27 protein-coding genes are annotated in these 26,041 nt (G+C 73.5%); 18 read left to right on the top strand and 9 right to left on the bottom strand.

Translation table 11 applies throughout. From position 1 onward, the window contains the following. The first annotated feature begins 40 nt into the window (after window positions 1-40). From ELX43_RS14670 to ELX43_RS17675, 8 genes are read left to right on the top strand one after another with little or no spacing between them, the layout of a single operon-like run. Window positions 41-835 carry a redox-sensing transcriptional repressor Rex gene (locus tag ELX43_RS14670; RefSeq protein WP_127784939.1) on the top strand — a complete coding sequence of 265 codons (795 nt, stop codon included), beginning with the start codon at window positions 41-43 and terminating at the stop codon, window positions 833-835. Further along, on the top strand, window positions 832-2,343 hold the full coding sequence (locus ELX43_RS14665; RefSeq protein WP_127784063.1) for a glutamyl-tRNA reductase: 1,512 nt from the start codon (window positions 832-834) through the stop codon (window positions 2,341-2,343). Before ELX43_RS14670 ends, ELX43_RS14665 begins: the two co-directional genes overlap by 4 nt. Next, window positions 2,340-3,311 (top strand): hydroxymethylbilane synthase, encoded by a 972-nt coding sequence (hemC, locus tag ELX43_RS14660; protein ID WP_127784062.1) that lies wholly within the window; start codon window positions 2,340-2,342, stop codon window positions 3,309-3,311. The genes ELX43_RS14665 and hemC overlap by 4 nt, the downstream gene beginning before the upstream one ends. Further along, the gene (locus tag ELX43_RS14655; RefSeq protein ID WP_127784061.1) at window positions 3,308-4,873 is read left to right on the top strand and encodes a bifunctional uroporphyrinogen-III C-methyltransferase/uroporphyrinogen-III synthase; all 1,566 of its coding nucleotides are present in this window, start codon (window positions 3,308-3,310) and stop codon (window positions 4,871-4,873) included. The genes hemC and ELX43_RS14655 overlap by 4 nt, the downstream gene beginning before the upstream one ends. Window positions 4,874-4,894: 21 nt before the next feature. Further along, window positions 4,895-5,866, top strand: coding sequence for a porphobilinogen synthase (hemB, locus tag ELX43_RS14650; RefSeq protein ID WP_127784060.1), 972 nt, complete (start codon window positions 4,895-4,897; stop codon window positions 5,864-5,866). Then, window positions 5,863-6,426 carry a hypothetical protein gene (locus tag ELX43_RS14645; RefSeq protein WP_127784059.1) on the top strand — a complete coding sequence of 188 codons (564 nt, stop codon included), beginning with the start codon at window positions 5,863-5,865 and terminating at the stop codon, window positions 6,424-6,426. Before hemB ends, ELX43_RS14645 begins: the two co-directional genes overlap by 4 nt. Then, window positions 6,423-6,890 carry a hypothetical protein gene (locus tag ELX43_RS17680; protein WP_164860669.1) on the top strand — a complete coding sequence of 156 codons (468 nt, stop codon included), beginning with the start codon at window positions 6,423-6,425 and terminating at the stop codon, window positions 6,888-6,890. The genes ELX43_RS14645 and ELX43_RS17680 overlap by 4 nt, the downstream gene beginning before the upstream one ends. Next, window positions 6,887-7,159: a hypothetical protein gene (locus ELX43_RS17675; protein WP_164860668.1), complete on the top strand. Its 273-nt coding sequence runs from the start codon at window positions 6,887-6,889 to the stop codon at window positions 7,157-7,159. The genes ELX43_RS17680 and ELX43_RS17675 overlap by 4 nt, the downstream gene beginning before the upstream one ends. A gap of 81 nt (window positions 7,160-7,240) precedes the next feature. On the opposite strand, the gene ELX43_RS14630 is transcribed toward ELX43_RS17675, so the two are convergent. After that, the gene (locus ELX43_RS14630) at window positions 7,241-9,484 is read right to left on the bottom strand and encodes an MMPL family transporter (protein ID WP_127784057.1); all 2,244 of its coding nucleotides are present in this window, start codon (window positions 9,482-9,484) and stop codon (window positions 7,241-7,243) included. Window positions 9,485-9,776: 292 nt separating this feature from the next. Between ELX43_RS14630 and hemL the strand changes: the two genes are divergently transcribed. From hemL to ELX43_RS14595, 7 genes are all read left to right on the top strand, one after another. Beyond that, window positions 9,777-11,060 (top strand): glutamate-1-semialdehyde 2,1-aminomutase, encoded by a 1,284-nt coding sequence (gene hemL, locus ELX43_RS14625; protein ID WP_241249949.1) that lies wholly within the window; start codon window positions 9,777-9,779, stop codon window positions 11,058-11,060. 41 nt (window positions 11,061-11,101) lie between these two features. Beyond that, window positions 11,102-11,761, top strand: coding sequence for a histidine phosphatase family protein (locus tag ELX43_RS14620; protein ID WP_127784938.1), 660 nt, complete (start codon window positions 11,102-11,104; stop codon window positions 11,759-11,761). Continuing rightward, window positions 11,758-12,390, top strand: coding sequence for a TlpA disulfide reductase family protein (locus ELX43_RS14615; RefSeq protein WP_127784055.1), 633 nt, complete (start codon window positions 11,758-11,760; stop codon window positions 12,388-12,390). Before ELX43_RS14620 ends, ELX43_RS14615 begins: the two co-directional genes overlap by 4 nt. Beyond that, the gene (locus ELX43_RS14610) at window positions 12,387-13,193 is read left to right on the top strand and encodes a cytochrome c biogenesis CcdA family protein (RefSeq protein WP_127784054.1); all 807 of its coding nucleotides are present in this window, start codon (window positions 12,387-12,389) and stop codon (window positions 13,191-13,193) included. The genes ELX43_RS14615 and ELX43_RS14610 overlap by 4 nt, the downstream gene beginning before the upstream one ends. A gap of 26 nt (window positions 13,194-13,219) precedes the next feature. Continuing rightward, entirely contained in the window at window positions 13,220-14,935 is a 1,716-nt protein-coding gene (locus ELX43_RS14605; RefSeq protein ID WP_127784053.1) for a cytochrome c biogenesis protein ResB, read from the top strand. Then, the gene (ccsB, locus tag ELX43_RS14600; protein ID WP_127784052.1) at window positions 14,935-15,921 is read left to right on the top strand and encodes a c-type cytochrome biogenesis protein CcsB; all 987 of its coding nucleotides are present in this window, start codon (window positions 14,935-14,937) and stop codon (window positions 15,919-15,921) included. Before ELX43_RS14605 ends, ccsB begins: the two co-directional genes overlap by 1 nt. Before the next feature lie 208 nt (window positions 15,922-16,129). Beyond that, complete coding sequence (locus ELX43_RS14595; protein ID WP_241249091.1) at window positions 16,130-17,416, top strand: MinD/ParA family protein; 1,287 nt, start codon at window positions 16,130-16,132, stop codon at window positions 17,414-17,416. 148 nt (window positions 17,417-17,564) lie between these two features. On the opposite strand, the gene ELX43_RS14590 is transcribed toward ELX43_RS14595, so the two are convergent. Together ELX43_RS14590 and ELX43_RS14585 are read right to left on the bottom strand one after the other, a co-directional pair. Beyond that, complete coding sequence (locus ELX43_RS14590; RefSeq protein WP_127784051.1) at window positions 17,565-17,777, bottom strand: hypothetical protein; 213 nt, start codon at window positions 17,775-17,777, stop codon at window positions 17,565-17,567. A gap of 66 nt (window positions 17,778-17,843) precedes the next feature. Then, window positions 17,844-18,068 carry a BldC family transcriptional regulator gene (locus ELX43_RS14585; RefSeq protein WP_127784050.1) on the bottom strand — a complete coding sequence of 75 codons (225 nt, stop codon included), beginning with the start codon at window positions 18,066-18,068 and terminating at the stop codon, window positions 17,844-17,846. Between the two features lie 152 nt (window positions 18,069-18,220). Here ELX43_RS14585 and ELX43_RS14580 point away from each other — a divergent pair, with 152 nt between their 5' ends. Continuing rightward, entirely contained in the window at window positions 18,221-18,613 is a 393-nt protein-coding gene (locus ELX43_RS14580; protein WP_127784049.1) for a DUF4229 domain-containing protein, read from the top strand. A gap of 3 nt (window positions 18,614-18,616) precedes the next feature. After that, on the top strand, window positions 18,617-19,726 hold the full coding sequence (locus ELX43_RS14575; protein WP_127784048.1) for a PLP-dependent cysteine synthase family protein: 1,110 nt from the start codon (window positions 18,617-18,619) through the stop codon (window positions 19,724-19,726). 33 nt (window positions 19,727-19,759) lie between these two features. Here ELX43_RS14575 and ELX43_RS14570 read toward each other — a convergent pair whose 3' ends face one another. From ELX43_RS14570 to ELX43_RS14555, 4 genes are read right to left on the bottom strand one after another with little or no spacing between them, the layout of a single operon-like run. Continuing rightward, complete coding sequence (locus ELX43_RS14570; RefSeq protein ID WP_127784047.1) at window positions 19,760-20,644, bottom strand: 1,4-dihydroxy-2-naphthoate polyprenyltransferase; 885 nt, start codon at window positions 20,642-20,644, stop codon at window positions 19,760-19,762. A 54-nt stretch (window positions 20,645-20,698) separates the two neighbouring features. Continuing rightward, window positions 20,699-21,859, bottom strand: a complete 1,161-nt coding sequence (gene menE, locus ELX43_RS14565) for an o-succinylbenzoate--CoA ligase (protein ID WP_127784046.1) — start codon at window positions 21,857-21,859, stop codon at window positions 20,699-20,701. Beyond that, on the bottom strand, window positions 21,856-22,242 hold the full coding sequence (locus ELX43_RS14560; RefSeq protein WP_127784045.1) for a VOC family protein: 387 nt from the start codon (window positions 22,240-22,242) through the stop codon (window positions 21,856-21,858). Before ELX43_RS14560 ends, menE begins: the two co-directional genes overlap by 4 nt. Window positions 22,243-22,282: 40 nt before the next feature. Next, complete coding sequence (locus ELX43_RS14555) at window positions 22,283-23,176, bottom strand: 1,4-dihydroxy-2-naphthoyl-CoA synthase (RefSeq protein ID WP_127784044.1); 894 nt, start codon at window positions 23,174-23,176, stop codon at window positions 22,283-22,285. Window positions 23,177-23,259: 83 nt separating this feature from the next. On the opposite strand from ELX43_RS14555, the gene ELX43_RS14550 reads away from it, so the two are divergent. Next, entirely contained in the window at window positions 23,260-24,312 is a 1,053-nt protein-coding gene (locus ELX43_RS14550) for an o-succinylbenzoate synthase (protein WP_127784043.1), read from the top strand. Here the strand turns inward: ELX43_RS14550 and ELX43_RS14545 are convergent. Then, window positions 24,248-25,387 (bottom strand): AbrB family transcriptional regulator, encoded by a 1,140-nt coding sequence (locus ELX43_RS14545; protein WP_127784042.1) that lies wholly within the window; start codon window positions 25,385-25,387, stop codon window positions 24,248-24,250. The genes ELX43_RS14550 and ELX43_RS14545 overlap by 65 nt on opposite strands. Next, on the bottom strand, window positions 25,387-26,007 hold the full coding sequence (locus tag ELX43_RS14540; RefSeq protein ID WP_127784041.1) for a flavin reductase family protein: 621 nt from the start codon (window positions 26,005-26,007) through the stop codon (window positions 25,387-25,389). Before ELX43_RS14540 ends, ELX43_RS14545 begins: the two co-directional genes overlap by 1 nt. Window positions 26,008-26,041: the final 34 nt, after the last annotated feature.

Here is a 26,041-nt window from a genome sequence, read left to right as displayed (position 1 = left end):
CGAGGAGTTGATCGTGACCGAGCCGAGTGCTCCTCGCACGATGCCGCGTGCTGGCGCCACCGCAGAGGCGGGCGAGTCTACCGTCGGCGCCTCGCGCCCCAAGCAGGGGTCGGGCGAGGAGGTGCGGGCGGTGCCTGAGGCCACGGTGGCGCGGCTGGCGCTGTACCTGCGCGTGCTGGGCTCGCTGGTCGAGGCGGGCACCCGCACGGTCTCCAGCGAGGAGCTGGCCGCGCTGGCCGGCGTCGGTTCGGCCAAGCTGCGCAAGGACCTGTCCTTCCTCGGCTCCAACGGCACCCGTGGGGTGGGCTACGACGTGCCCCGCCTGGTCGGCCGCATCGAGCAGGCGCTGGGCCTGAACCGCCGCCACCGGGTGGCCCTGGTGGGCGTGGGCAACCTCGGCCACGCACTGGCCGGCTACGACGGTTTCGCTGACCGCGGCTTCACCGTGACCGCGCTGTTCGACAACGACCCCGCGCGGGTGGGCACCCGGCTGGGTGAGCTGGAGATCCGGCACCTCGACGACGTCGACGCCGTGTGTGCCGAGCTGGAGATCAGCATCGGGGTGGTGGCCACCCCCGCCGCCGCGGCGCAGCAGGTGTGTGACCGACTGGTGGCAGCCGGAGTCGGCTGCATCCTCAACTTCGCGCCGGTGGCGCTGCAGGTGCCCGAGACCGTGGACGTGCGGCGGGTGGACCTCGCCGTGGAGATGCAGGTGCTCTCCTTCCACGGCGCCCGGCGCGCCGCCGGGCGCGCCGCGGGCACCCAACAGGCCGGCCAGTCCGGAGCTACAGAGCAGACGAGGTCTGGAGGAGATGGATCGGTGATTGTGCCGTGAGTGTTCTGCTCGTGGGGATGTCGCACCGCAGTGCCCCCGTGACCATGCTGGAGCGCGTCGCCGTCACCGATGGTGAGCGTCCCAAGCTGCTGGAGGGCTTGCTGCGCTCCCCCCACATCTCCGAGGCGCTGCTGGTGTCCACCTGCAACCGGGTGGAGATCTACGCGGTGGTCGATGCCTTCCACGGTGCCCTCACCGACGTCGGCGAGCTGCTCGCCGAGCACGCGCAGTCCGACGTCGCCGAGCTCACCCGTCACCTCTACGTTCGCTACAGCGAGTCGGCGGTGGAGCACCTGTTCTCGGTGGCCAGCGGCCTGGACTCCATGGTCGTGGGCGAGCAGCAGATCCTCGGCCAGATCCGGTCCGCCTACGCCGCCGCCGACGCCGAGCAGACCGCCGGCCGCACCATCCACGAGCTGGCGCAGCAGGCGCTGCGGGTGGGCAAGCGGGTGCACTCCGAGACCGGCATCGACTCCGCCGGTGCCTCGGTGGTCTCGGTGGCGCTGCAGCGGGCGGCCAAGGCCCTGGGCTCGGACGACCTCAGCGCACGCAGGGCCGTGGTGCTCGGTGCCGGGGCGATGGGCGGCCTGGCGGTCGCGCTGCTGCAGCGCGCCGGGGTGGCCAGCATCGTGGTGGCCAACCGCACCCCCGAGCGTGCCGCGAACCTGGCGGCCACCGCCGCCGAGGGCAACGTGGAGGCACGCGCCGTGGGGCTGGACGAGCTGCCTGCGGTGCTGGCCGACGCCGACGTGCTGGTCACCTGCACCGGCGCGGTTGGCGCGGTGGTCACCCTCGCCCAGGCCCACCGGGCGCTGGCCGCTCGCTCACCCGACCGTGGTCTCCTGGTGATCTGCGACCTGGGCCTGCCCCGCGACGTCGAGCCCGCCGTGGCCGACCTGCCTGGCGTGGTGCTGGTGGGGCTGGAGGCGCTGCAGCGCGCGCCGGAGGCCCACGCAGCCTCGGCCGACACGGATGCCGCCCGCGCCATCGTGGCCGCCGAGCTGTCCACCTACCTCGCCGCCCAGCGTGCCGCCGAGGTCACCCCCACCGTCACCGCGCTGCGTCGGCGCGCGGCGGAGGTGGTGGAGGCCGAGCTGCTCCGCCTGGAGACCCGCCTGCCCACGCTCGGCGACGTCGAGCGCGACGAGGTGGGCCGGGCGGTGCGCCGCGTGGTGGACAAGCTGCTGCACGCCCCGACGGTGCGGGTGAAGCAGCTGGCCGCCGCGCCCGGCGGCGACACCTACGCCCAGGCGCTGCGCGAGCTCTTCGAGCTCGGGCCGGGCGCGGTGGACGCCGTCGCGGCCTCCACCACGAACCCGCCCACCACGGGTCCGCCCACCACGAACACGCACACGGTCGTACCGCCCTCGATCGCCGCGGACGTCCCCAGCGACGTCCCCACGGTCCTGGACAGCGCGTTGACCGAGGCAGCCATGAACGAGGCGACGCTGGCCGAGTACATCTCGAGCGCCGACCCCGCACGACACCACGGGAACGGAGAGCTGTGAGCACGGGAGTACTGCGAATCGGTACACGAGGGAGCCACCTGGCCCTCACCCAGGCAGGAACGATCAGGGACGCGCTCATCGCGCACGGCCAGCCGGCCGAGCTGGTGGTGGTGCGCACCGCCGGGGACGCCTCGGCCGCCCCGGTGGCGCAGATCGGCGTCGGGGTGTTCACCGCCGCCCTGCGCGAGGCCCTGGCCGACGGCGAGGTCGACGTGGCGGTGCACAGCTACAAGGACCTGCCCACCGCCGAGGACCCCCGCTTCGTCCTGGCGGCCGTGCCGGTGCGCGAGGACTCCCGCGACGCCCTGGTAGCCCGCGACGGCCTGGTGCTCGGCCAGCTGCCCGCCGGGTCCACGGTGGGCACCTCCGCGCCGCGGCGGATCGCCCAGCTGCACGCCCTGGGCCTGGGCCTGGACGTGGTGCCGCTGCGCGGCAACATCGACTCCCGGCTCGCCCGGGTGCACAACGGTGAGCTCGACGCGATCGTGCTGGCCCGTGCCGGGCTGTCCCGGGTGGGCCGCCTCGGTGAGGTGACCGAGTCCTTCGACCCCGTGCAGATGCTGCCCGCCCCGGCGCAGGGCGCCCTGGCCATCGAGTGCCGTGCGGGGGAGGAGGACCTCGTCGGTCTTCTGTCAACTTTGGAAGATCGCTCCGCACGTGCCACGGTTGTGGCCGAGCGCGCGCTCCTCGCCGCGCTGGAAGCCGGCTGCACGGCCCCCGTCGGCGCAGTCGCGGAGGTCGTCGAGTCACTCACCGACGACGGCCGCATCATCGAGGAGATCTCGCTGCGAGCGTGCGTCGCAGCGCTCGACGGATCTGAGGTGCTGCGGGCGTCCGGCGTCGGTGCACTCACCGATCCCACCGCACTGGGCGAGTCGGTGGCTGCCGAGCTGCTCGACCTCGGCGCCCGCGACCTCGTCGAAGCACCACCTGTAGAGCCACAACCCTCACTGGAGAGTCACCCATGAGCAGAGCCCGCAAGACCACTCCTGGACGGATCCTGTTCATCGGGTCCGGACCAGGCGACCCGGCGCTGCTCACCGTCCGGGCGCAAACGGTCCTCGCCCACTCGAGGATGGCCTTCCTCGACCACGACGTGGCCACCGGGGTCGCTGACCTGATCGGCACCGCGCTGCCCGAGCCGGCCGAGGGCGAGGGCCCCGTGGCCGACGTCCGCCCGGCCGTGGGCGAGCCCGCCGAGGTCGCCAAGGCGCTGGTGGCCGAGGCCAAGGCCGGCCACGACGTGGTGCGCCTGGTCGCTGGGGACCCGCTGTCCACCGACTCCGTCGTCGCCGAGGCGCAGGCCGTGGCCCGCACCTCCGTGCAGTTCGAGTTCGTGCCCGGCCTGACCGGTGCCACCGCGGTGCCCACCTACGCCGGCATCGCCATCGGCTCCGAGCACACCGTGGTCGACGTGCGCGGTGACGTGAACTGGGCGGCCGTGGCAGCCGCCCCGGGCCCGCTGGTGCTCAACGCCACCTCCGGCCACCTGGCCGAGACGGCCAGCGCGCTGGTCGAGCACGGCATGGCCTCGCAGACTCCGGTGTCCATCACCACCAACGGCACCACCTGCAACCAGCGCACCCTCGACGCCACGCTGGCCACCCTCAACGAGGTCGGCGGCGCGCTGCCCGGCCCGCTGGTGCTCACCATCGGCAAGCTCGTCACCCAGCGGCACAAGCTCTCCTGGTGGGAGACCCGGGCGCTGTACAGCTGGAAGGTGCTGGTGCCCCGCACCAAGGACCAGGCAGGCGTGATGAGCGAGCGGCTGCGCACCCACGGTGCCGTCCCCGTCGAGGTCCCCACCATCGCCGTGGAGCCGCCCCGCAGCCCCGCCCAGATGGAGCGCGCGGTCAAGGGTCTGGTGGACGGGCGCTACCAGTGGGTGGTGTTCACCTCCACCAACGCCGTCCGTGCGGTGTGGGAGAAGTTCGCCGACTTCGGCCTGGACGCGCGCGCCTTCTCCGGCGTGAAGATCGCCTGCGTGGGCGAGGCCACCGCGGAGAAGGTCCGCAGCTTCGGCATCCACCCTGAGCTGCTGCCTTCCGGCGAGCAGTCCAGCGTGGGCCTGCTGGCCGACTTCCCGCCCTACGACGACGTGTTCGACCCGGTGGACCGCGTGCTGCTGCCCCGCGCCGACATCGCCACCGAGACGCTGGCCGAGGGCCTGCGCCTGCGGGGGTGGGAGATCGACGACGTCACCGCCTACCGCACCGTGCGCGCGGCGCCGCCGGCGGCCAGCACCCGCGAGATGATCAAGACCGGTGGCTTCGACGCGGTCTGCTTCACCTCCTCCTCCACGGTGCGCAACTTGGTGGGCATCGCTGGGAAGCCACACGCCCGCACCATCGTTGCCTGCATCGGACCGAAGACCGCCGAGACTGCTGCGGAGTTCGGCCTGCGGGTGGACGTGCAGCCAGAGACCGCCGACATCCCGTCGCTGGTGGACGCGCTCGCCGAGCACGCGGCCCGGCTTCGGGCCGAGGGCGCGCTCCCGCCGCCCCGCAAGAAGGTCCGCAGCAGGCGCTAGCCAGAGAAGGGGAGGCCACCCGTGGTTCCCATTGACCGACCCCGCCGACTTCGCCGCACCCCCGCGATGCGCAGGCTGGTGGCAGAGACCGCCGTGCGCCCGCAGCAGCTGGTGCTGCCGATGTTCGTGGCCGAGGGGCTCACCGAGCCCCGTCCGATCGCGTCCATGCCCGGCGTCGTCCAGCACACGCTGGACTCGCTGCGCGCGGCGGCGGTGGAGGCCACCGCGGCCGGCGTCGGCGGGCTGATGCTCTTCGGCGTGCCCGCGGAGCGTGACGCCACCGGGTCCGGTGCCATCGACGAGAACGGCATCCTCAACGTGGGCCTGCGGGCGCTGCGCGAGGAGCTGGGCGAGGACACGGTGCTGATGGCCGACACCTGCCTGGACGAGTTCACCGACCACGGCCACTGCGGCGTGCTCGCCGAGGACGGCAGCGTGGACAACGACGCCACCCTCGAGCTCTACGTGGAGATGGCGGCGGTGCAGGCCGCCAGCGGTGCGCACGTGGTCGGCCCCAGCGGGATGATGGACGGGCAGGTGGAGGCCATCCGGATGGGCCTGGACCTGGTGGGTCACACCGACACCGCCATCCTCGCCTACTCGGCCAAGTACGCCTCGGCGTTCTACGGGCCCTTCCGCGAGGCGGTGGGCTCCACCCTGCGTGGGGACCGCAAGACCTACCAGCAGGACCCGGCCAACCGGCGGGAGTCTCGCCGTGAGGTGGACCTGGACATCGCCGAGGGCGCCGACATGGTGATGGTCAAGCCGGCCATGTCCTACCTCGACGTGCTGCGCGAGACCGCCGACCGCTCACCGCTGCCGGTGGCGGCCTACCAGGTCTCCGGCGAGTACGCGATGATCGCCGCCGCCGCGGCCAACGGCTGGATCGACCGGGACCGGGCGATCCTGGAGTCGGTGACCAGCATCCGCCGCGCCGGGGCCGACATCGTGCTGACCTACTGGGCGACCGAGGTCGCCGGGTGGGTGCGGTGAACGGTCCACCCCCGGCCGGTCCGGGCGGGCAGTACCCGCCGCAAGGCTGGCAGGGCGGCCCGCCGCCGGGTTGGCAGGGCGGCCCGCCGCCGGGCCGCGCCCCGCGCCCGCCCCGGCCTCCGCTGCCGCACGAGCTGCGCCTGGCCGTCTACCTCTGGCTGGCCAGCCTGGTGGTCGGCGTCATCGGCGTGGTGGTCTCCTTCGGCACCGCCCGCACCGCCCTGCGCGAGGAGGTCGACGCGCAGCTGTCCGGCAATCCCGACCTGGCCACCGTGGACCCCGACCTTGTCGTGGTGATCGCGGTGGTGCTGCAGAGCGTCGTGTGGGTGGCGCTGGTGCTCTTCCTGCTCTGGCGCCTGGCCGTGGGGTCGGCGTGGGCCAGGGTGGTGCTCACCGTGGTGGCCGTGCTCAACGTGGTGTCCACCGCGGTGTCCGTGAGCGGCGCAGAGCCGCTGGACGCGCTGCTGCAGGTGGTCAACGCGCTGCTCGTCGCCTGCGCCGTGGTGTGCACCTACTCCGAGGGGGCCAAGCAGTTCCTCGCCCCCACCCGAGGCCGGTGAGCACCTCGCCCCTGCTGTTCGCCGAGCCCGGCGGACGGTGGCGCACCGTGGCCTACGGACCCGCGCTCTGCCTGCTGGCGGTGCTGCTGGAGCTGGGTCTGGACGTGCCCGTGCACTGGTTCACCCTCATCGCCATCGCGCTGCTGCTGGCCGGGATCGCCGCGCTGCAGGTGGTGGGCGCCCGCAGGCACTGCACGGTCGAGCTGACCCCCACCGTGCTGCGCCAGGGCACCGAGGAGCTGCCCGTGCGCGAGATCGCCGCCATCTTCGACGAGCCCGGTGAGCGGGCGTGGGACGACGAGCTCGAGCCGTGGGAGCTGGCCCGGGCGCTGGGGGAGTCGCACAGCGTCCCCCGACACCGGGTGGGGGTGGGCCTGGAGCTCGCCGACGGTCGGCTGGTGCAGGCGTGGGCGCGCAAGGACCGGGCGCTGCGCTCGGCGCTGCAGGAGGTGGTGCACCCGTGAGGCGCACCTGGGCAGTGCTGGTCGCCGTGGTGCAGGCGGTGCTCGCGGTGGTCCTCGTCGTCGTTGCCGTCTGGTGCTGGAGCCGCGGCATCGAGGTGGCCGACTTCCCGCCCTACACCGCCGATACCACCGTGCAGCCGGTCACCTTCTACTCCGGTCCGTGGCTGGGCGGGGCCATCGGCTGCGTGGTGCTGGCCGGGCTGCTCGTCGTGGACGGGCTGCGCCGGCTGTGGTCGGCCGGCGCGCTACCGGGGCTGGTCCGGGGCTGAGCCCGTCCCCGTCCCGGGGTGAGGTCGGCACGCAGTGCATGGGGTCCGCGCGTCGCTCGGGTGCCGGCACGAAACGGGCCTTCACCTGCCGGCTCTCGCGAGGGCCGATGGCCACCAGATCGATCGTCCGATGTCGTGCGAGAGAGCCGGGACGAGGATGCTGCGCACCACGATGGTGTCCAGCAGCACGCCGAAGGCCACCGCGAAGCCCAGCTCGGCCAGGAACACCACGGGCAGCACTCCCAGGACCGCGAACGTCGCGGCCAGCACCACCCCGGCCGAGGTGATGACGCCTCCGGTGACGGCGAGGCCGCGCAGCACGCCCTCCCGCGTCCCGTGCTTCAGCGACTCCTCCCGGATCCGGGTCATCAGGAAGATGTTGTAGTCGATGCCCAGGGCCACCAGGAAGACGAAGGCGAACAGCGGGAACTCCTGGTCGGCGCCGGGGAAGTCGAAGACGTGGTCGAACACCAACCCGCACACGCCGAGCGTGGCGGCGAAGGACAGCACCACCGTGGCGATGAGCAGCACCGGCGCCAGCAGCGAGCGCAGCAGCAGCGCGAGCACCAGCAGGATCACCACCAGCACCACCGGGATGATGAGGTTGCGGTCGCGCACCGCTGCGGCCTGCACGTCCACGGTGCTGGCCGAGCTGCCCCCGACCCGGGCGTCGGCGCCGGGCACCGCGTGCAGCGCCGTCCGCAGGTTCTCCACGGTGTTCAGCGCCTCGGGGGAGTCGTAGGAGTCGGCGAGCACTGCGTTGACCACGGTGCGCCCGTCGATCGGGGTGACCTGCAGCTCCGGCGGCACGCAACCGGGCGCGGGGGCCGCCGCCGCGGGGGCCGCACCGCCGGAGCCGGCGCCGAGGGCGGCGAGCTTGGCGTAGTCCTCCTGCACGCACACCGAGCCGGGTGCGGTGGCCACGCCAGGCACCTGGGCGGCCGCCGCGGTCACCTCAGCCACGGCGCTGGCGTTGGTGGTGATCACCGCCGGGGCCCCGGTGCCCCGGGCGAAGGCAGCGTCGTAGAGCTCCTGGCCGACCACGGCGTCCGGGCGGTTGGTGAAGCCCTCGGAGGCGCTGAGCGTGCCGGTCTGCAGCGCGCCCATGCCGGTGACGCACAGCAGCAGGGCCACCGTGGCCCCCACCCACGCGGGACGGTCGCGGCGGCCGACCATCGCCGCGATGCGCCCCCACAGGCCGTGGGTGGCCAGGTCGGCGGCGCGGTCCACCCGCGGGATGCGGGGCCAGAACACCCAGCGCCCGGCCAGGGCCACCGCCACCGGCAGGAAGGTCATCATCACCAGCAGCGTGCAGGCGATGCCGATCGCGGCCACCGGGCCCAGGCCCTGGTTGGAGCGCAGCTCGGAGAAGGTCAGGCACAGCAGGCCCACCATCACCGTGACCGCGGAGGCCACGATGGCCGGCGCCGACCTCCGCCAGGCCCGGATCATCGCGTCGGCTCGGCTGGGACAGCTGTGCAGCTCCTCGCGGTAGCGGGAGATGAGCAGCAGGGCGTAGTCGGTGCCCGCGCCCAGCACGAGCACGAAGAGGATGCCCTGGCTCTGCCCGGTGAGGGTGACCACGTCGGCGTCGGCCAGGAAGTAGATGAGCATGGACGACAGGCCCAGCGCCAGCAGTGCGGAGAACAGCGGGAAGAACCACAGCACGGGCGAGCGGTAGACCACCAGCAGGATGGCGATGACCACCGAACCTGCGGCGACCAGCAGCACGCCGTCGATGCCGCTGAAGGCGTCGATGAAGGCCACCAGCAACCCGCCCGGGCCCGCCGAGTGCACCGCCAGGTCGGCCGAGCCCGGGTCGTCGGTCACCGCGGCTCGGGCGGCAGCCAGGAGGTCCTCCTCCACTGTGACCAGCTCGTCGCCCGGCACGCCCACGCCGGCCTGCTTGGCCACCAGCGGCGCGTAGATGGACGCGGTGGTGCCGTCGACGGAGACCTGCGGCGCCGTGACGGCGGCGGTCTGCACGCCGTCGACGCCCTTGATGGCGTCGAGGGCCTGGGTGAGGCTGGCGCGGTCGGGGTCGGTCAGGCCGGTCTCGCGGTGGAACACCACGAAGCCGGGCAGGGCCTCCACGTCCAGGAAGCGGGCCGACTCCTCGCCCACCTTGGTCGACTCCGCCGTGGCTGGCAGGTACGAGGCGTTGTCGTTCTTCTGGACCTCGGTGAGCTTGCCCTGGTAGCTGCCGCCGAACCCGCCGGCGAGCAGGGCCAGCAGCGCCACTGCGATGATGGCGAAGAAGGGGAAGCCGCGGGCCAGCGGGGAGCGGCCGGTGTCCGGTTGGGTCGGCTCATCTGTCTTGGTCATCGTGGTCTCCGGTTGGGTCTCCGGGTCGGGTCATCCGAGGGAGGGACCAGCCAGCCGTCGAGCGGCTGAAGGACCGATGCACAGTGATCTCGATCATGGCACGGGTGAGGTCGGTGTGGGGTTTCGCGCAGGGCTTCCACCCCTGGTCAGCGCCGGTGGTGAGGATCTCAGGCCCCAGCCGCCGCAGGCCGTTCCGGACTGGGACAATGGCCTGGTGACTGTTTCCAAGCACGATGACCGGGATGCCGCGCAGCCCCCTGCCGACCCCTTCGCCGGACCCCGCTCCCGGGCGCTGTTCGCCCGGGCGTCGGACGTCACCCCCGGCGGGGTCAACTCCCCGGTGCGGGCCTTCACCGGTGTCGGTGGCACCCCGCGCTTCATCGCCTCCGCCGCCGGCCCGTGGCTGACCGACGTCGACGGCGCCCGCTACGTGGACCTGATCTGCTCGTGGGGTCCGATGATCCTGGGCCACGCCCACCCCGCCGTGGTGGAGGCCGTGCAGCGCACCGCCACGCAGGGGCTGTCCTTCGGCGCGCCCACCGAGGGCGAGGTGGAGCTGGCCGAGGAGATCGTCCGCCGGGTGGAGCCGGTGGAGCAGGTGCGCCTGGTGAACTCCGGCACCGAGGCCACCATGAGCGCCGTGCGCCTGGCCCGGGGGTTCACCGGTCGCAGCGTCATCGTCAAGTTCGCCGGCTGCTACCACGGCCACGTGGACGCGCTGCTCGCCGACGCCGGCTCCGGCGTGGCCACCCTGGGGCTGCCCACCTCGCCGGGCGTCACCGGCGCCCAGGCCGCCGACACCCTGGTGCTGCCCTACAACGACCTGGACGCCGTGCGCGCGGCCTTCGCCGAGCGGGGCAGCGAGATCGCCTGCGTGATCACCGAGGCCGCCGCCGGCAACATGGGCACCGTGCCGCCGGAGCCGGGCTTCAACGCCGGGCTCAAGCAGCTGTGCGCCGACCACGGCGCCCTGCTGATCATGGACGAGGTCATGACGGGCTTTCGCACCTCCGCCTCGGGCTGGTACGGGGTGGAGGGTGTGGCCGGTGACCTGTACACCTTCGGCAAGGTGATGTCCGGTGGCCTGCCTGCGGCTGCGTTCGGTGGCCGCGCCGACGTGATGAGCCACCTCGCGCCGGCCGGCCCGGTCTACCAGGCGGGCACGCTCTCCGGAAACCCCGTCGCCGTCGCCGCGGGGCTGGCCAACCTGCGCGCCGCCGACGCCGACGTCTACGCCGGCCTCACCCGCAGCTCGGAGCGGCTGCAGGCACTGATCAGCTCCGCGCTGGACGCCGAGGGCGTGGCTCACCAGGTGCAGCGCGCCAGCAGCATGTTCAGCGTCTTCTTCACCGACGCGCCGGTGCGCGACTACGACCAGGTCAGGGCCACCCAGACGTGGCGCTACGCCCCGTTCTTCCACGCCCTGCTGGAGCGCGGCGTGTACGCCCCGCCGAGCGCCTTCGAGACGTGGTTCGTCTCCGCGGCGCTGGACGACGAGGCCTTCGAGGTGATCGCCGATGCCCTGCCGGCAGCGGCCCGCGCCGCTGCGGCGGCCACACAGGAAGCAGGCCAGTGAGCCCCGCCAGCAAGCCCGAGACCGCCCTGCCGCAGAGCCCCCTGCCCCAGGGCTCGCCGACCCAGGGCTCGCTGCCCAGGACGATCGTCCACCTGGTCCGCCACGGTGAGGTGCACAACCCCGACGGCATCCTCTACGGCCGCCTGCCCGGGTTCCGGCTGTCCGAGACCGGGCAGGCCCAGGCCCGCAAGGTGGCCTCGGCGCTGTCCGGGCACGACGTCACCTACGTGCTGGCCTCCCCGCTGCAGCGGGCGCAGGAGACGGCCGCGCCGGTCGCCGAGGCGCACGGGCTCACCATCGAGACCGACGACCGGCTGATCGAGGCCGGCAACCAGTTCGAGGGCCTGCGGGTGGCGGTGGGTGACGGTGCGCTGAGCCGGCCGCGGCACTGGAGCAAGCTGCGCGACCCGTTCACCCCGTCGTGGGGCGAGCCGTACCTGGAGATCGCCCACCGCATGCTCGGCGCCGTGCACCGCGCCCGTGCCGCCGCCGAGGGGCACGAGGCGGTGTGCGTCAGCCACCAGCTGCCGGTGTGGACCCTGCGGCGCTTCGTGCAGGGTCAGCGGCTCTGGCACGACCCGCGTCGGCGGCAGTGCGGCCTGGCCTCGCTGACCAGCCTCGTCTTCGAGGGCGACGAGATCGTGGACATGGTCTACTCCGAGCCCGCCGGAGCCTCCGACCCCCGGGTCACCGGGGCATGACTGCGCCCGCAACCCGCACGCCCCGCCGCGCCACCGCCGTGCGGGCCAAGGTGTGGACGGCGCTGCTGGCCGGGCTGACCGTGCTGGTCACCGGCTGTGCCACCGGGCAGGACGCGGTGGCCCAGGGCGGCACCTTCGACTTCGTCTCGCCGGGCGGCAAGACCACGCTGACCTACGACCCCGCCGACACCCGCGGCACCATTGGCAACCTGACCGGTCCGGACCTGCTCACCGGCGAGCAGATCACGCTGGGGCAGTTCCAGGACGAGGTGGTGGTGATCAACCTGTGGGGCCAGTGGTGCGGCCCGTGTCGGGCCGAGGCGGGCACCCTGCAGAAGGTCTACGCCGACACCAAGGACACCGGCGTGCAGTTCCTCGGGATCAACGTCAAGGACCCGCAGCAGGACAAGCCGCGCGACTTCGTCCGGGACAACAACATCACCTACCCGTCGATCTACGACCCGTCCATGCGCAGCCTCATCGCGCTGGGCAGCAAGTACCCCACCAGCGTCATCCCCTCCACCATCGTGCTGGACCGCGAGCACCGCGTCGCGGCGGTGTTCCTGCAGACCCTCACCGCCGACGACCTGCTGCCCGTGGTGACCCGGCTCGCCGCCGAGTCGCCGTGACCGTGCTGGCCGAGGGGATCGGCGACAGCTTCCAGAGCACCGCGGCCACCGGGCCGCTGCTGCTCGCGCTCGCGGCGTGCGTGCTGGCCGGCATCGTCTCGTTCGCCTCGCCGTGCGTGGTGCCGCTGGTGCCGGGCTACCTGTCCTACCTGGCCGGCGTGGTGGGCGCCGACGCCCCGGCCGTGACCGCCACCGACACCAAGGTGCGCACCAGCGGACGCTGGCGGGTGGCCGGGGCTGCCGGGCTGTTCGTCGCCGGCTTCACCGTGGTGTTCGTGCTGGCCACCGTGTCGGTGTTCGGCCTCATCTCGGTGCTGCGGCTGAACACCGAGGTGCTGCAGCGGGTGGGCGGGGTGGTCACCATCGTCATGGGGCTGGTCTTCGTCGGCCTGGTGCCCGCCCTGCAGCGCGACACCCGCCCCGAGCCCCGGCGCATCCCCGCCCTGGTGGGCGCGCCGCTGCTGGGCGCGGTGTTCGGCCTGGGCTGGACGCCGTGCCTGGGCCCCACGCTGACGGGTGTGCTGTCGGTGGCCGCCGGCACCGAGGGGGCCACCGCGGCCCGGGGCGTGGTGCTGGTGGTGGCCTACTGCCTGGGCCTGGGGCTGCCGTTCGTGGTGCTGGCGCTGGGCTCAACCCGGGCGCTGCGCAGCGTGGGCTGGTTGCGCCGGCACTCCCGCACCATCCAGGTGGTCGGCGGCATCGCGCTGGTGGCGGTGGGCGTCGCCCTGGTCACCGGCACCTGGACAGACCTGGTCGGCTGGCTGCGTGACGGGCCGATCGCCGAAGTGACCCTCCCGATATGAACGAGCTTCCGAATGAGTGAGCGGCCATGACTGTGACTGAGGACCGCCCGCGCCCCGCGCCGGCGTCCCCACCGAGCGCCCCCCGGCGAGCCTGGGAGCTCGTCCGCAACGCCTGGCGCGTGCTGGTGAGCATGCGCACCGCGCTGATCCTGCTGTTCCTGCTGGCGCTGGGGGCCATCCCCGGCGCGCTGCTGCCCCAGCGCAGCCTGAACGAGGGCAAGGTCGCCGACTACATCGCCGAGCACTCGGTGCTGGGCCCGCTGTTCGACCGGGTGGGGCTGTTCGAGGTCTTCGCGAGCCCCTGGTTCGCCGCCATCTACGTGCTGCTGTTCATCTCCCTGGTGGGCTGCATCCTGCCGCGCACCGTCGAGCACTTCCGGGTGCTGCGCTCGGAGCCGGTGGCCACTCCCCGCAACCTGGCCCGGCTGCCGCACCACCACACCGCCGAGATGGCCACCGACGTGGACGGCGCCGCGGCGCTGGTGCAGGGCCGGCTGCGCCGCTGGCGCACCGTCCGGCGCACCGAGGCCAGCGGGGCGGTGACCATCTCCGCCGAGCGCGGCTACCTGCGCGAGGCCGGCAACCTGGTCTTCCACCTGTCGCTGGTGGGCCTGCTGGTGGGCATCGCCGCGGGCAAGCTGTTCGGCTACGAGGGGCAGGTCATCTCCATCGCCGACGGTGGCGGAGGTTCCACCTTCTGCAACACCTCCACGGCGGCCTACGACTCCTTCCGGGCCGGGCTCAGCGCCGACGGCACCGGCCTCGAGCCGTTCTGCGTGCGCACCGAGTCCTTCGAGGCGCACTACCTGGAGACCGGTCAGGCCGACTCCTTCCACGCCAAGGTCAGCTACCAGACCGGCGAGGACCTGCAGACCAACACCTGGCGCCCCTACGACCTCAAGGTGAACTCACCGCTGCGCCTCGGCGGTGAGCGGGTGTACCTGCTGGGCCACGGCTACGCCCCGCGGTTCACCGTCACCTACCCCAACGGCGAGACCCGCACCGACATGGTGCAGTTTCGCCCGGCCGACGCCACCACGCTGCTGTCCGAGGGTGCGCTGCGGATCGACCCACCGGCCGGGATGTACCCCAGCGCGGAGGAGCGCCGCAAGAACCAGCTGGCCATCGAGGGTCTGTTCGCCCCCACCGCGCTGTTCAACGGCACCATCCTGGGTTCGTCGTTCCCCGACCTGCGGGACCCGGCCGTCGCGGTGGACATCTACCGCGGCGACACCGGCCTGGACGCGGGCAAGGCCTCGTCCATCTTCTCCCTGGACCCGCAGCTGGCGGCTGACGGCCGGCTGGTCAAGGAGGAGCGGGTGAACCTGCGTCCGGGCGAGCTGGCCACCCTGCCCGACGGCACCACGGTGAAGCTCGACGGCGTGGAGGAGTGGGTCTCGCTGCAGACCTCCCACGACCCGGCGCAGATGTACGTGCTGGTCTTCGCGCTCACCATGACCGCGGGCCTGATGGTGTCGCTGCTGGTCAAGCGGCGCCGGGTCTGGGCGAGGCTCACCCCGGCCACCGCTACCGACGGGACCCCGACAGGCCGTACCGTCATCGAGCTAGGGGGGCTGGCCCGCACCGACCAGGCGGGCTGGGGCGAGGAGTTCACTCACCTCTCCGAGGAGCTCGTCAGCACCGACGGCCCCGACAAGAGCGCCGCGCACTCCCGCAGCACCCAGTCCGGCTCCACCGAGCCCGCGTCACAGTCACCCGATCCAGAGGACGGTCGCTCCTAATGCCCATCGATCCTGACCTGTCGCGCTACAGCGACCTCGCCTTCGGCTCCTCGATCGCGGTCTACATCCTGGCGCTGGTCTTCGTCCTGGTGGACTTCGCCGGCTCGCGCAACGGCGTGCTGCAGTCCCGGGCCGCCGGGTCCCGCACCCGGGAGAAGGCGCTCGTCGGCGCCGGCAGCACGCCGACCGGCCCCGGCCGGGTGGAGGCCGCACCGACCCGTCCGGTCTCGGAGCGCTTCGGCCGCATGGGAGTCGCCCTGGTGGCGCTCGGCATGCTGCTCAACGTCGCCTCCCTGGTGCTGCGCGGCATGGCGGCGAGCCGGGCGCCCTGGGGCAACATGTACGAGTTCGTCTCGCTGATGTGCGCCATCGCGGTGGCGGCGTGGCTGGTGGTGATCCGCAAGCCCGGCATGCGGCAGCTGACCGTCTTCCTGCTCGCCCCGGTGATCTTGCTGATGTTCCTGGCCGGCACCGTCCTGTACGCCCGCACCGCCCCGGTGGTGCCGGCGCTGCGCTCGTACTGGCTGGTCATCCACGTCTCGGTGATCACCGCCTCCACCGCGGTGATGATGGTCTCCGGCGTGGCCAGCCTGCTGTTCCTGCTGCGCCGCCGCCACCCGGCAGGCAGCGAGGGCTCCTCGGCGCTGGGCCGGCTCGCGCTGCGCATGCCCACCGACGCCGCGCTCGACCGGGTTGCCTACCGCACCGCCATCTTTGGCTTCCCGCTGTTCACCGCGGGGGTCATCCTGGGCGCCATCTGGGCGGAGGCAGCCTGGGGCCGGTTCTGGGGCTGGGACCCCAAGGAGACGACGGCCTTCATCGCGTGGGTGCTCTACGCGGCCTACCTGCACGCCCGCGCCACCGCGGGCTGGCGCAACACCCGCGCGGCCTGGATCAACATCGCCGGCCTCGCGGTGATGATGTTCAACCTCTTCTTCATCAACATGGTGGTGTCCGGCCTGCACTCCTACGCAGGGCTCAACTGACCGCCACTTCACCTCTGGCACAACGACGCACCGCGGCACTGAGCCGCGGTGCGTCGTCGTTCGTCCTGCCGTTCGGGGGTTGTGCGAGGTTTCCCACACGCCAGCGCAGTCTTCGATAGCGTTGGTGCTGGCCTGCGTTGCCGCTGCGACCAGCGGCAGCACACGTCGGGGTGTGTGGCCACCGAGCGCAGCGAGGGGAGCAACACGGGTGAGTGACCAGCAGGACCCAGGCCCGGCATCGCCGGGGTGGGCAGAGTCCTCCGCCAATCCGCCCCAACCACCCCAGCACCAGACCTCCCCGCGGGAGCGCCGCGAGCCCCCGGCCGGCGCGCACGGCGGGGGCGGGGCGCACTCGGCGAGCCGGGGCGGCGCGGCCCTGCAGACCGGGCCGATGCCGACGCCGCTGTCCCCGCAGGGCTCGCCCCGGGACCCGCACCCCTCGGCCCCGCCCCAGGCGGCCCCGCCGCTGCAGGTGCCGCAGCAGCCCGCGGTGGGCTACTCCTACGCCGTGCCGCCACAGCCCGCTGTGCCCGACCAGACCCCGCGGGGCACCGGGGAGCGCACGCTCACGGTGGAGGACCTCTCAGCCGCGTCACTGCTGGCCCAGCCGCGCAGCGTGCCGCGCAGCGGCTGGCGCAAGGCCGTGTACCTGGCGTCCGGGCGCACCGTGAACCTCGGTCCCAGCGCCGCCGACCTCGCCCGCGCCGAGCTGGTGGCGCGGATCAACCAGCCGCTGCAGGGCTGCTACAAGATCGCCATGCTCAGCCTGAAGGGCGGCGTGGGCAAGACCACCACCACGGTGACCCTGGGCTCCACGTTCGCCTCGCTGCGCGGCGACCGGGTGGTCGCGGTGGACGCCAACCCCGATCGCGGCACGTTGAGCCAGAAGATCCCGCTGGAGACCGCGGCCACGGTGCGGCACCTGCTGCGCGACGCCCACCGGATCACCCGGTACAGCGACGTGCGCGCCTACACCTCGCAGGGGCCCTCCCGGCTGGAGGTGCTGGCCAGCGACAGCGACCCAGCCGTGTCCGAGGCGTTCAGCGAGGAGGACTACCGGCGCACGGTGGACCTGCTCGAGCACTTCTACAACATCGTGCTCACCGACTGCGGCACCGGGCTGATGCACTCGGCGATGAAGGGGGTGCTGGACGAGGCCGACTGCCTGGTGCTGGTCAGCTCCACGTCCATCGACGGTGCCCGCAGCGCGGCGGCCACCCTGGACTGGCTGGACATGCACGGCTACCAGGACCTGGTGCGGCGCTCGGTGGCGGTGATCAACGCGGTGCGCGCCGGGTCGGGCAAGGTCGACGTCAACAAGCTGGTGGAGCACTTCGCTGCCCGGTGCCGCGCGGTGCACGTGCTGCCGTTCGACCCGCACCTGGAGGAGGGCGCGGAGGTCGACCTGGAGCGGCTGCGGCTGGGCACCCGCGCGGCCATGCTGGACCTGGCGGCCACCATCGCCGACGACTTCCCTGCCTTCGCCGCCCGGTAGGGGCGTCTGCAAGTACGCCCTAGCGGCGCCCAGGGAGTCTGCAACCGCTACCGAGTGGTCGGTAGCGGTGGCGGCGACACGGCTGGGGTTGCCCCCGGAGCGCCGAACGCCGCCCAGCGCGGGGCTGAGCGGCGTTCGGTGGTGGTGATCAGTCTGGCGGGGGGATCGAGTCGGTCTCGCCGTTGCCCCGGCGCCCGTTGCTTCCTGGGTCGAGCCGGCGCAGGAAGTCCGGGTCGTCGTCGGGCCCCACCACCCGCGTGGTGCGGCTGCGGGTGGGCCTGGCCGGCTGTTGGGGGCCGAACGCCTTCCAGCAGAGCGCGGTCAGGGCGACGAGCACGATGATGGCAGCTAGGTAGAGCACGGGCGCACCTCCTGGTGCCAGGCTAGCCCGTCTGCCAGACGCTGCCGGCGACCCCCGGCCGGAGGCCTAGACCGCGTCGCTGGTCGGCTCGGTGGTGAGCGCGGTGATGAGCGCCTGCACCTCGGACTCCCGGAAGCGGCGGTGGCCACCCGGGGTGCGGATGGAGCCGAGTCGACCGGCCGAGGCCCAACGGGTCACGGTCTTGGGATCCACCCGGAACATGGTGGCGACCTCTCCGGGGGTCAGCAAACGCTCCGAGCGCGACGTGGTGACCAGTGGTGTGAGTGCCATGGGGTGCCTCCAGCATTCCAGACGATTCGGACGTGCGCCGTCATAGTGACAGCGAAACCTCCAGGTACTCGAGTGGTTGTGCGCTGGTAAAGAGCAAGTAAGGGGCAAAAGGGACGTCCCGGGCATACGTCCGGCCCGCGTAACCTGGACTCGTGGCGCACTCTGACCCCAGCTCCCCGTCCTCCTCGTCCCCGGCATCTGCGTCTGCGCAGCAGCGGTCCAGCACCCGTTCGGCGGCCGCCGAGCCCCAGCCCGACGTCCGGGTGGCCAAGCGCTCCCTGATGCTCAACGTGCTGGCCTACACCGGCGCGCGGCTGCTCATCGTCGTGGTCGTGGTGGCCATCCTGCTCGGCGCCGCCGCCCTGCTTGACGTGACCATCCCGCTGATCGTGGCCCTGGCCATCGGCGTGGTGATCCAGCTGCCGCTGTCGTACGTGCTGCTGGCCCGCATGCGGGTGCGGCTGGCCGGCGACCTGGACGTGGTGGGCGCCCGCCGCCGCGAGGACAAGGCCCACCTGCGCGCCCAGCTGCGCGGGGACGGCTGAGCGATGGCCGAGGCCGCGGAGGTCGTCGACCGCTCCGCCTCCCGGGCGTGGGTGGACAACGCCGTGCGGCTGCTGGAGGCCGACGCCCAGCGCAGCGCCGACACCCACCTGCTGCGCTACCCGCTGCCCGAGGAGTGGGGCGTGCAGCTGTACCTGAAGGACGAGTCCACCCACCCGACCGGCAGCCTCAAGCACCGCCTGGCCCGGTCGCTGTTCCTGTACTCCATCTGCAACGGCTGGGTCGGCGAGGGCACCACCGTCATCGAGGCGTCCTCCGGCTCCACCGCCATCAGCGAGGCCTACTTCGCCAAGCTGTTGGGACTGCCCTTCGTCGCGGTGGTGCCCGCCCGCACCAGCCCCGCCAAGCTGGCGCTGATCGAGGAGCAGGGCGGCCGCTGCCACCTGGTGTCGGACCCGTCCACCCTCTACGCGGAGTCGCACCGGCTGGCGCAGGAGAGCGCGACCCGCGGCGGCGGGCACTTCATGGACCAGTTCACCCACGCCGAGCGGGCCACCGACTGGCGGGGAAACAACAACATCGCGGAGTCGATCTTCACCCAGATGCGGCTGGAGGAGCACCCGGTGCCCACCTGGGTGGTGGTGGGCGCGGGCACCGGCGGCACCAGCGCCACCATCGGCCGCTACGTGCGCTACCGGCGGCTGGCCACCCGGCTGTGTGTCGTCGACCCGGAGGGCTCGGTGTTCTTCGACGCCTGGCGCAGCGACCAGCCGGAGCTGGTCCGCGCGGGTGGCTCCCGCATCGAGGGCATCGGTCGCCCCCGGGTGGAGCCGTCCTTCGTCGGGCAGGTGATCGACCGCATGGAGCGAGTGCCCGACGCCTGCTCCATCGCCGCCGCCCGGCACGCCAGCCGCGCCCTGGGCCGCCGCGTGGGCGGATCCACCGGCACCAACCTGTGGGGCGCGTTCAGCCTCGTGGCGGACATGGTGGAGCGCGGCCAGCGCGGCAGCGTGGTGACCCTGCTGTGCGACGCCGGCGAGCGCTACGCCGCCACCTACTTCGACGACGACTGGGTGGCCGCCGAGGGCCTCGACCTGGGCCCGGCGACGGCGCAGCTGGCGGAGTTCACCAGCACGGGAGCCTGGCCGCGCTGACCGGAACCGAGCAGGCGGGAGTGCGCCGGACCGTCAGGCGAGGCCGAGCGCCAGCCCGGTGAGCACCGACCACGCCAGCATGGCCAGGCCGGTGTCGCGCAGCGCAGGGATCAGCGCCAGCCCCATCGCCCGCTGCCGCACCGGGGCGTTGGCCTTCCACGCCAGCGGCAGCGCCAGCACGCCCACCAGCGCCCACGGGGTGGCGAAGGCCAGCGCCACGCTGACCAGGAAGGGCACGGCCAGCAGCGCGGCGTGCAGCCCGCGGGTGCCCGGGTCGCCCAGCCGCACGGCCAGGGTGCGCTTGCCGGCGACGGTGTCGGAGGCGATGTCGCGCAGGTTGTTGGCCACCAGCACGGCGCTGGAGAAGGCGCCGACCGCCACGGCTGCGAGCACCCCCACCCAGTCGATGCGCTCCGCCTGCACGTACTGGGTGCCCAGCACGGCGATCAGCCCGAAGTACACGAACACCGAGATCTCGCCAAAACCGCTGTAGCCGTACGGGTTCTTGCCACCGGTGTAGTACCAGGCGCCGGCGATGCAGAACGCGCCCACGATGATCAGCCACCAGGCGCTGGACAGGGCCAGGGCGAGGCCGGCCACGCCGGCGACGGCGAAGCATGCCAGGGCGGCCAGCTTCACCGCACGCGGGCTGGCGACCTTGGATCCCACCAGGCGCAGCGGGCCCACCCGCTCGTCGTCGGTGCCGCGGATGCCGTCGGAGTAGTCGTTGGCGAAGTTCACGCCGATGATCAGCGCCAGCGCCACCACCAGGGCCAGCAGCGCCTTCCACCAGACCGCACCCGGCGCGCCGTCGTGCCCGAGCGCCGCCGCGGCACCGGTTCCCACGATCACCGGTGCGATCGCGTTGGGCAGGGTGCGGGGACGGGCCCCCTCGATCCATTCAGCAGTGGTGGCCATGGGCTGATTCTCTCAGGCGGCGCCGACGGTCCGCGTCCCCTGTCCGCCTGGGGGCTAGTGCTCGGTCGCGCCCAGCTGGTCGGCGAGGCCGCGCCGGTCCACCTTGCCGGGCCCGCGCAGCGGCAGCGCGCTCACCAGGTGTAGCTGCTTGGGGGCGGCGGTGGGGTCCAGCGTCAGCGCCACGTGGGCGCGCACCTCGGCCAGGGTGGGCGCGGCCGCCGGGTTGTGCGGCACCACCACCGCCACCACCCGCTGGCCCCACTGCTCGTCGGGCACGCCCACCACTGCGCACTCTCGCACGCCCGGGTGGGTGGCCAGCGCCGCCTCCACCACCTGCGGCAGCACGGTGAGCCCGCCGGTGGTGATGGCGTCGTCCAGGCGCCCGTGCACGGTGAGCACGCCGTCGGTGAGGGTGCCGGCGTCGTCGGTGCGGAACCAGCCGCGCTCGGCGAACGCGGGGTGCTCGGGCTGGTTGCGGTAACCCAGGGCCAGCGGTGCGCCGCCGAGCAGCACCCGGCCGTCCTCGATGCGCACCCGCACGCCGGTCAGCGGCACCCCGTCGTAGACGCAGCCGCCGCAGGTCTCGCTCATCCCGTAGGTGAGCACCACGGTGATGCCCGCCTGCTCGGCGGCGGTGCGCAGCGCCGGGGGAGTGGCGGCACCGCCCAGCAGCACCGCGTCCAGCTCGGCCAGCGCGGCGGTGGCCTCGGGGTGCTCCAGCGCCCGCACCAGCTGGGTGGGCACCAGAGAGGTGTAGCGGCGTCCGGGGGCCATGGCCGCCACTGCGGGGGGCAGCAGCGCGGGGTCGAACCCGTCGGCGGTGGGCAGCACGGTGGGGGTGGTGCCGGCCAGCACGCTGCGCAGCAGCACCTGCATGCCGGCCACGTGGTGCGGGGCCAGGGCGAGCAGCCACGAGCCGGGCCCGCCGAGGCGGTCGTGGGTGGCGGCGCCGCTGGCCCGCAGCGCCGCGGCGGAGAGCATCGCGCCCTTGGGGGTGCCGGTGGAGCCGGAGGTGGCCATCACCAGCGCCACCTCCTCGGCGATGGGGGTGTCCACCGCCAGCGCCCCGGCCAGCCGGGCGGTCTCCCGCGCGTCTCCGGCGGGGACGGGCAGCCAGGCGGGGCCGGCACCCTGCAGCGCCGCGGCCAGCACCGGCAGCAGGTCGAGCACCGCGGCCCCACCGGGGACCGGCAGCGCCCGCAGCGGGTGGGTCACGAGCGGGTGTCGCGCCGCAGCGGGTGGTCGGCGGGAACCTCGACGAAGACCAGCCGCACCCCGTCTGGGTCGCGCACCCACATCTCGTGCAGCCCCCACGGCTCCTGCCGGGGCTCGCGGTCGATGGTCACCCCCTTCTCGGCCAGCTCGGCGGCCGTGGCGGCCAGGTCACGCACCTGCAGCCACACCACCGTGCTGGCCGAGCCCTGCCGGTCGGTGTCCGAGCCGTGCCCGGAGACCTCCAGCAGGCCCTGGCCCAGGTAGAACACCGTGCCGCCGGGAAACTCCCGGCCGATGGCCAGGCCCAGGGTGTCGCGGTAGAAGCGCACCGACGCCTCCGGGTCGGCCGGGCGCAGGATGATGCGGCTGTTCAGGATCTCCACTACGGCAACACCTTTCAGGTGGTGAGCGGTGTCGGGGTGCTCAGAAGTACCAGGGGTAGGGCGACCAGTCCGGGTCGCGCTTCTCCAGGAAGGAGTCCCGGCCCTCCACGGCCTCGTCGGTCATGTAGGCGAGCCGGGTGGCCTCGCCGGCGAAGAGCTGCTGGCCCACCAACCCGTCGTCGGGGAGGTTGAACGCGTACTTCAGCATCCGCTGCGCGGTGGGGGACTTGCCGTTGATCTCCGCGCCCCACTGGATGGCGGTGGCCTCCAGCTCGGCGTGGTCGACCACCTCGTTCACCGCGCCCATCCGCTGCATCTGCTCCCCGGTGTAGGCCCGCCCCAGGTGGAAGATCTCCCGCGCGTTCTTCTGCCCCACCAGCTTGGCCAGGTACGCCGAGCCGTAGCCGCCGTCGAAGCTGCCCACGTCGGCATCGGTCTGCTTGAACCGGGCGTGCTCGCGGCTGGCCAGGGTCAGGTCGCACACCACGTGCAGGCTGTGCCCGCCGCCGGCCGCCCAGCCGTTGACCACCGCGATGACCACCTTGGGCATGAAGCGGATGAGCCGCTGCACCTCCAGGATGTGCAGCCGGCCGGCGCGGGCGGGGTCCACCGTCTCCGCGGTGTCACCGCCGGCGTACTGGTAGCCGCTGCGGCCCCGGATGCGCTGGTCGCCGCCGGAGCAGAACGCCCACCCGCCGTCCTTGGGGCTGGGGCCGTTGCCGGTGAGCAGCACGCAGCCCACGTCGGAGGTCATCCGGGCGTGGTCCAGGGCGCGGTAGAGCTCGTCCACGGTGTGCGGCCGGAAGGCGTTGCGCACCTCGGGCCGGTCGAAGGCGACGCGGACGGTCCCGTCGGTGACGTGCCGGTGGTAGGTGATGTCGGTGAGGTCGTCGAAGCCGGGCACCGTGCGCCACACGCTGGGGTCGAAGGTCATGGCCATCACCCTAGTTCGGGGCCGCCGCCGGGTTTCCGGCCCACAGCACCCGTCAGCGCCGCCGGATGGGCAGGATGAGGGGCATGTCGAGCGCCGTCTCTCCGAGTGCCGTGCCACTGCCCAGCCTGGACGAGGTGGTCGCGCAGCTGCACGTGGTGGCGCTGCCGCTGCAGGTGCGCTTCCGCGGGATCGACGTGCGGGAGGTGTCGCTGCTGCGCGGGCCCGCTGGCTGGGGGGAGTTCGCCCCGTTCACCGAGTACGACGACGCGGAGTCGGCGTGGTGGCTGGCCGCCGCCCTGGAGTCCGCGTGGTGGGGCCCGCCGCCGGCGCTGCGCGAGCAGGTGACGGTCAACGCCACCGTGCCCGCGGTGCCGGCCGAGCAGGTGCCCGCGGTGCTCGCACGCTTCCCCGGCTGCACCACCGCCAAGGTCAAGGTGGCCGAGCGCGGGCAGGCCCTGGCCGACGACCTGGCCCGGGTGGCGGCGGTGCGCCGGCTGGTGCCCACCGTGCGGGTGGACGCCAACGGCGGCTGGGCTCCGCACGAGGCGCTGGGCGCACTGGTGGCGCTGCACGAGCAGGGTCCGCTGGAGTACGCCGAGCAGCCCTGCGCCAGCGTGGCGGAGCTGGCCGACCTGCGGGTGCGCCTGCGCGCGGCCGGTGCCGACGTGCCGGTGGCTGCCGACGAGAGCATCCGCCGGGCCGAGGACCCGCTGCGGGTGGCGCAGGCCGGCGCGGCCGACGTGGCCGTGCTCAAGGTGCCGCCGCTGGGCGGGATGCGGCGGGTGCTGGCCCTGGCGAGGGTGCTGCGGCGCGAGCACGGGCTGCCGGTGGTGGTCTCCAGCGCGCTGGACTCCGCGGTGGGCATCGGCGCCGGCCTGGCGGCGGCGGCGGCGCTGCCGGACCTGGAGCACGCCTGCGGGCTGGCCACCGGCGGACTGCTCACCGAGGACGTCACCGCGCCGGTGCGCCCGGTGGGCGGGGTGCTGCCGGTGCGCTCGGTGCACCCCGACCTCGACCGGCTGCAGGCGCTGGCGGTGGCCCCCGACCGCGAGCACTGGTGGCGGGAGCGGATCAGTCGCGCCCACGCCCGGCTGGCGGCGGGCCACCCGGCGTGGCCCCCGCCGGGGGTGGCCTGAGCAGCCGCGCGAGCCCCCGAGCCAGGGCCGGAGCGACGGCGAGCATGAGCACCACCCGCACCACCTGCACGGCGAGGACGAAGGTGACGTCCCCCCCGCCGTCGCGCGCGGTGGCCAGCACCGCGTAGAGCCCGCCCGGGGTGGTGGCCAGGTAGCCGGTGAGCTGGCTGACCCCGGCCAGCTCGGCCAGCAGGGCACCCAGCGCCGCGCAGGCCAGCAGCACCACCCCGATGAGCAGCACCGCCAGCGGCAGGATGCGCCGGATCTGCTGCAGGCTCTGCCGGGTGAAGCGCAGGCCCGCCTGCAGGCCGATCACCACGTAGGCCAGCACCGCCAGCGCGGCCGGGGCGGTGGCGTCGAACGACCAGCCGGCCACCGTGAGCACTGCAGCCACGGCCAGCGGGCCCAGCAGCGCACCCGCCGGCAGGTGCGCCAGCCGACCCAGCGGCAGCCCCACCGCGCAGCACACCACCAGGAACGCCACGTCCAGGTACCAGGGGGCACCTGCGGCAGCCTCCGGCTGGGCGCCACCACCGGGGTGGAACACCACCGCGACGGCCAGCGGCATCAGCGCGATCACCAGCACCACCCGCAGGTACTGCACCACGGCCACCACCCGGTCGTCGGCGCCCAGCTCCCGGCTGATCGCGGTGAGCCCGGAGGCGCCGCCGGCGGTGAGCGCCAGCGACCCGGTGAGCGGGTCCACGTCGCGGTGCAGCCCCAGCAGCAGCCCGCCGCCCACGCTCAGCGCCAGGGTGGCCAGGCTCACCCCGAGCACCGGCAGCCAGGAGTGGCCCACCGCCACCAAGGTTTCGCTGCGCACCAGCGCGCCGATCACCACGCCGAGGACGGCCTGCGCCCCGCGCATCGCCCAGGACGGCACCGGGGCGGGGGCGTGCCCGCCCAGGGCGAAGACGATGCCCACCAGCAGCGCGCCCACCAGCGCCGGCGACGGCACCCCCAGCAGCGCCAGGCCCGCCACCACCGCAGCCGTCGCCACGGCCAGCGGCAGCCAGCGCCGGATCACCGCCCACCAGCGTGCTGGAGCGGACCCCTGCTGCCCGCGGCGGGGCATCACCCCTTCCGGTAGTGGCCCGGCCACTGCTCCACGGGGATGCGGGTGATCTCGCGGACCTGCGGCGGTGCCCCCCACTCGTCGCGGCCCAGCCGGCTCAGCGGCGCCAGCCGGTCCAGCGTGGGCAACCCGTCCTCGCCCAGGGTCTCGGTGTGCACCGCGGCGTGCAGCACGTCGCCCAGCACGAGGAAGCAGCTGCCCACCTCCACCACCTGCCGCAGCCGGCACTCCAGCGCCACCGGTGAGGACGCCACCCGCGGCGGGGCCACGGTGCGGCTGGGCTCGCGGACCAGGCCCACCGTGTCGAACTCGCTGGTGTCGTCGTCGAAGTCGGTACCGGTGGCGTTGACCTGCTCGAACAGCGGCTCGGGGGTCAGGCACACCACGAACTCACCGGTGGCCTCGATGTTGCGCAGGCTGTCCTTGCGCCCCACGGAGGTGAATTGCACCACCGGCGGTGCCACCCCGGCGACGGTGAAGAAGCTGTGCGGAGCCAGGTTGTCCACGCCCGCCGCGGACCGGGTGGACACCCAGGCGATGGGCCGGGGCACGACCACCGAGGTCATCAGCTGGTAGAAGCGTCTGGTGCCCGTCTCGGCGGGATCGAAGTCGGTTCGCACCCGGCTAACGCTGCCACGTCGCAGAGCCGCCAGC

It is taken from the genome of Rhodococcus sp. X156, from assembly GCF_004006015.1.
Taxonomy (GTDB): Bacteria; Actinomycetota; Actinomycetes; order Mycobacteriales; family Mycobacteriaceae; genus X156.
This window is presented reverse-complemented; position numbering and strand designations above follow the sequence as displayed.

Coding starts and splice junctions, on each gene's coding strand:
- ELX43_RS14670 (WP_127784939.1), top strand. CDS start 41: ATGCCGCGTGCTGGCGCCACCGCAGAGGCGGGCGAGTCTACCGTCGGC.
- ELX43_RS14655 (WP_127784061.1), top strand. CDS start 3,308: ATGAGCAGAGCCCGCAAGACCACTCCTGGACGGATCCTGTTCATCGGG.
- ELX43_RS14630 (WP_127784057.1), bottom strand. CDS start 9,484: ATGACCAAGACAGATGAGCCGACCCAACCGGACACCGGCCGCTCCCCG.
- ELX43_RS14615 (WP_127784055.1), top strand. CDS start 11,758: ATGACTGCGCCCGCAACCCGCACGCCCCGCCGCGCCACCGCCGTGCGG.
- ELX43_RS14605 (WP_127784053.1), top strand. CDS start 13,220: ATGACTGTGACTGAGGACCGCCCGCGCCCCGCGCCGGCGTCCCCACCG.
- ccsB (WP_127784052.1), top strand. CDS start 14,935: ATGCCCATCGATCCTGACCTGTCGCGCTACAGCGACCTCGCCTTCGGC.
- ELX43_RS14585 (WP_127784050.1), bottom strand. CDS start 18,068: ATGGCACTCACACCACTGGTCACCACGTCGCGCTCGGAGCGTTTGCTG.
- ELX43_RS14575 (WP_127784048.1), top strand. CDS start 18,617: ATGGCCGAGGCCGCGGAGGTCGTCGACCGCTCCGCCTCCCGGGCGTGG.
- ELX43_RS14570 (WP_127784047.1), bottom strand. CDS start 20,644: ATGGCCACCACTGCTGAATGGATCGAGGGGGCCCGTCCCCGCACCCTG.
- ELX43_RS14555 (WP_127784044.1), bottom strand. CDS start 23,176: ATGACCTTCGACCCCAGCGTGTGGCGCACGGTGCCCGGCTTCGACGAC.
- ELX43_RS14550 (WP_127784043.1), top strand. CDS start 23,260: ATGTCGAGCGCCGTCTCTCCGAGTGCCGTGCCACTGCCCAGCCTGGAC.
- ELX43_RS14545 (WP_127784042.1), bottom strand. CDS start 25,387: ATGCCCCGCCGCGGGCAGCAGGGGTCCGCTCCAGCACGCTGGTGGGCG.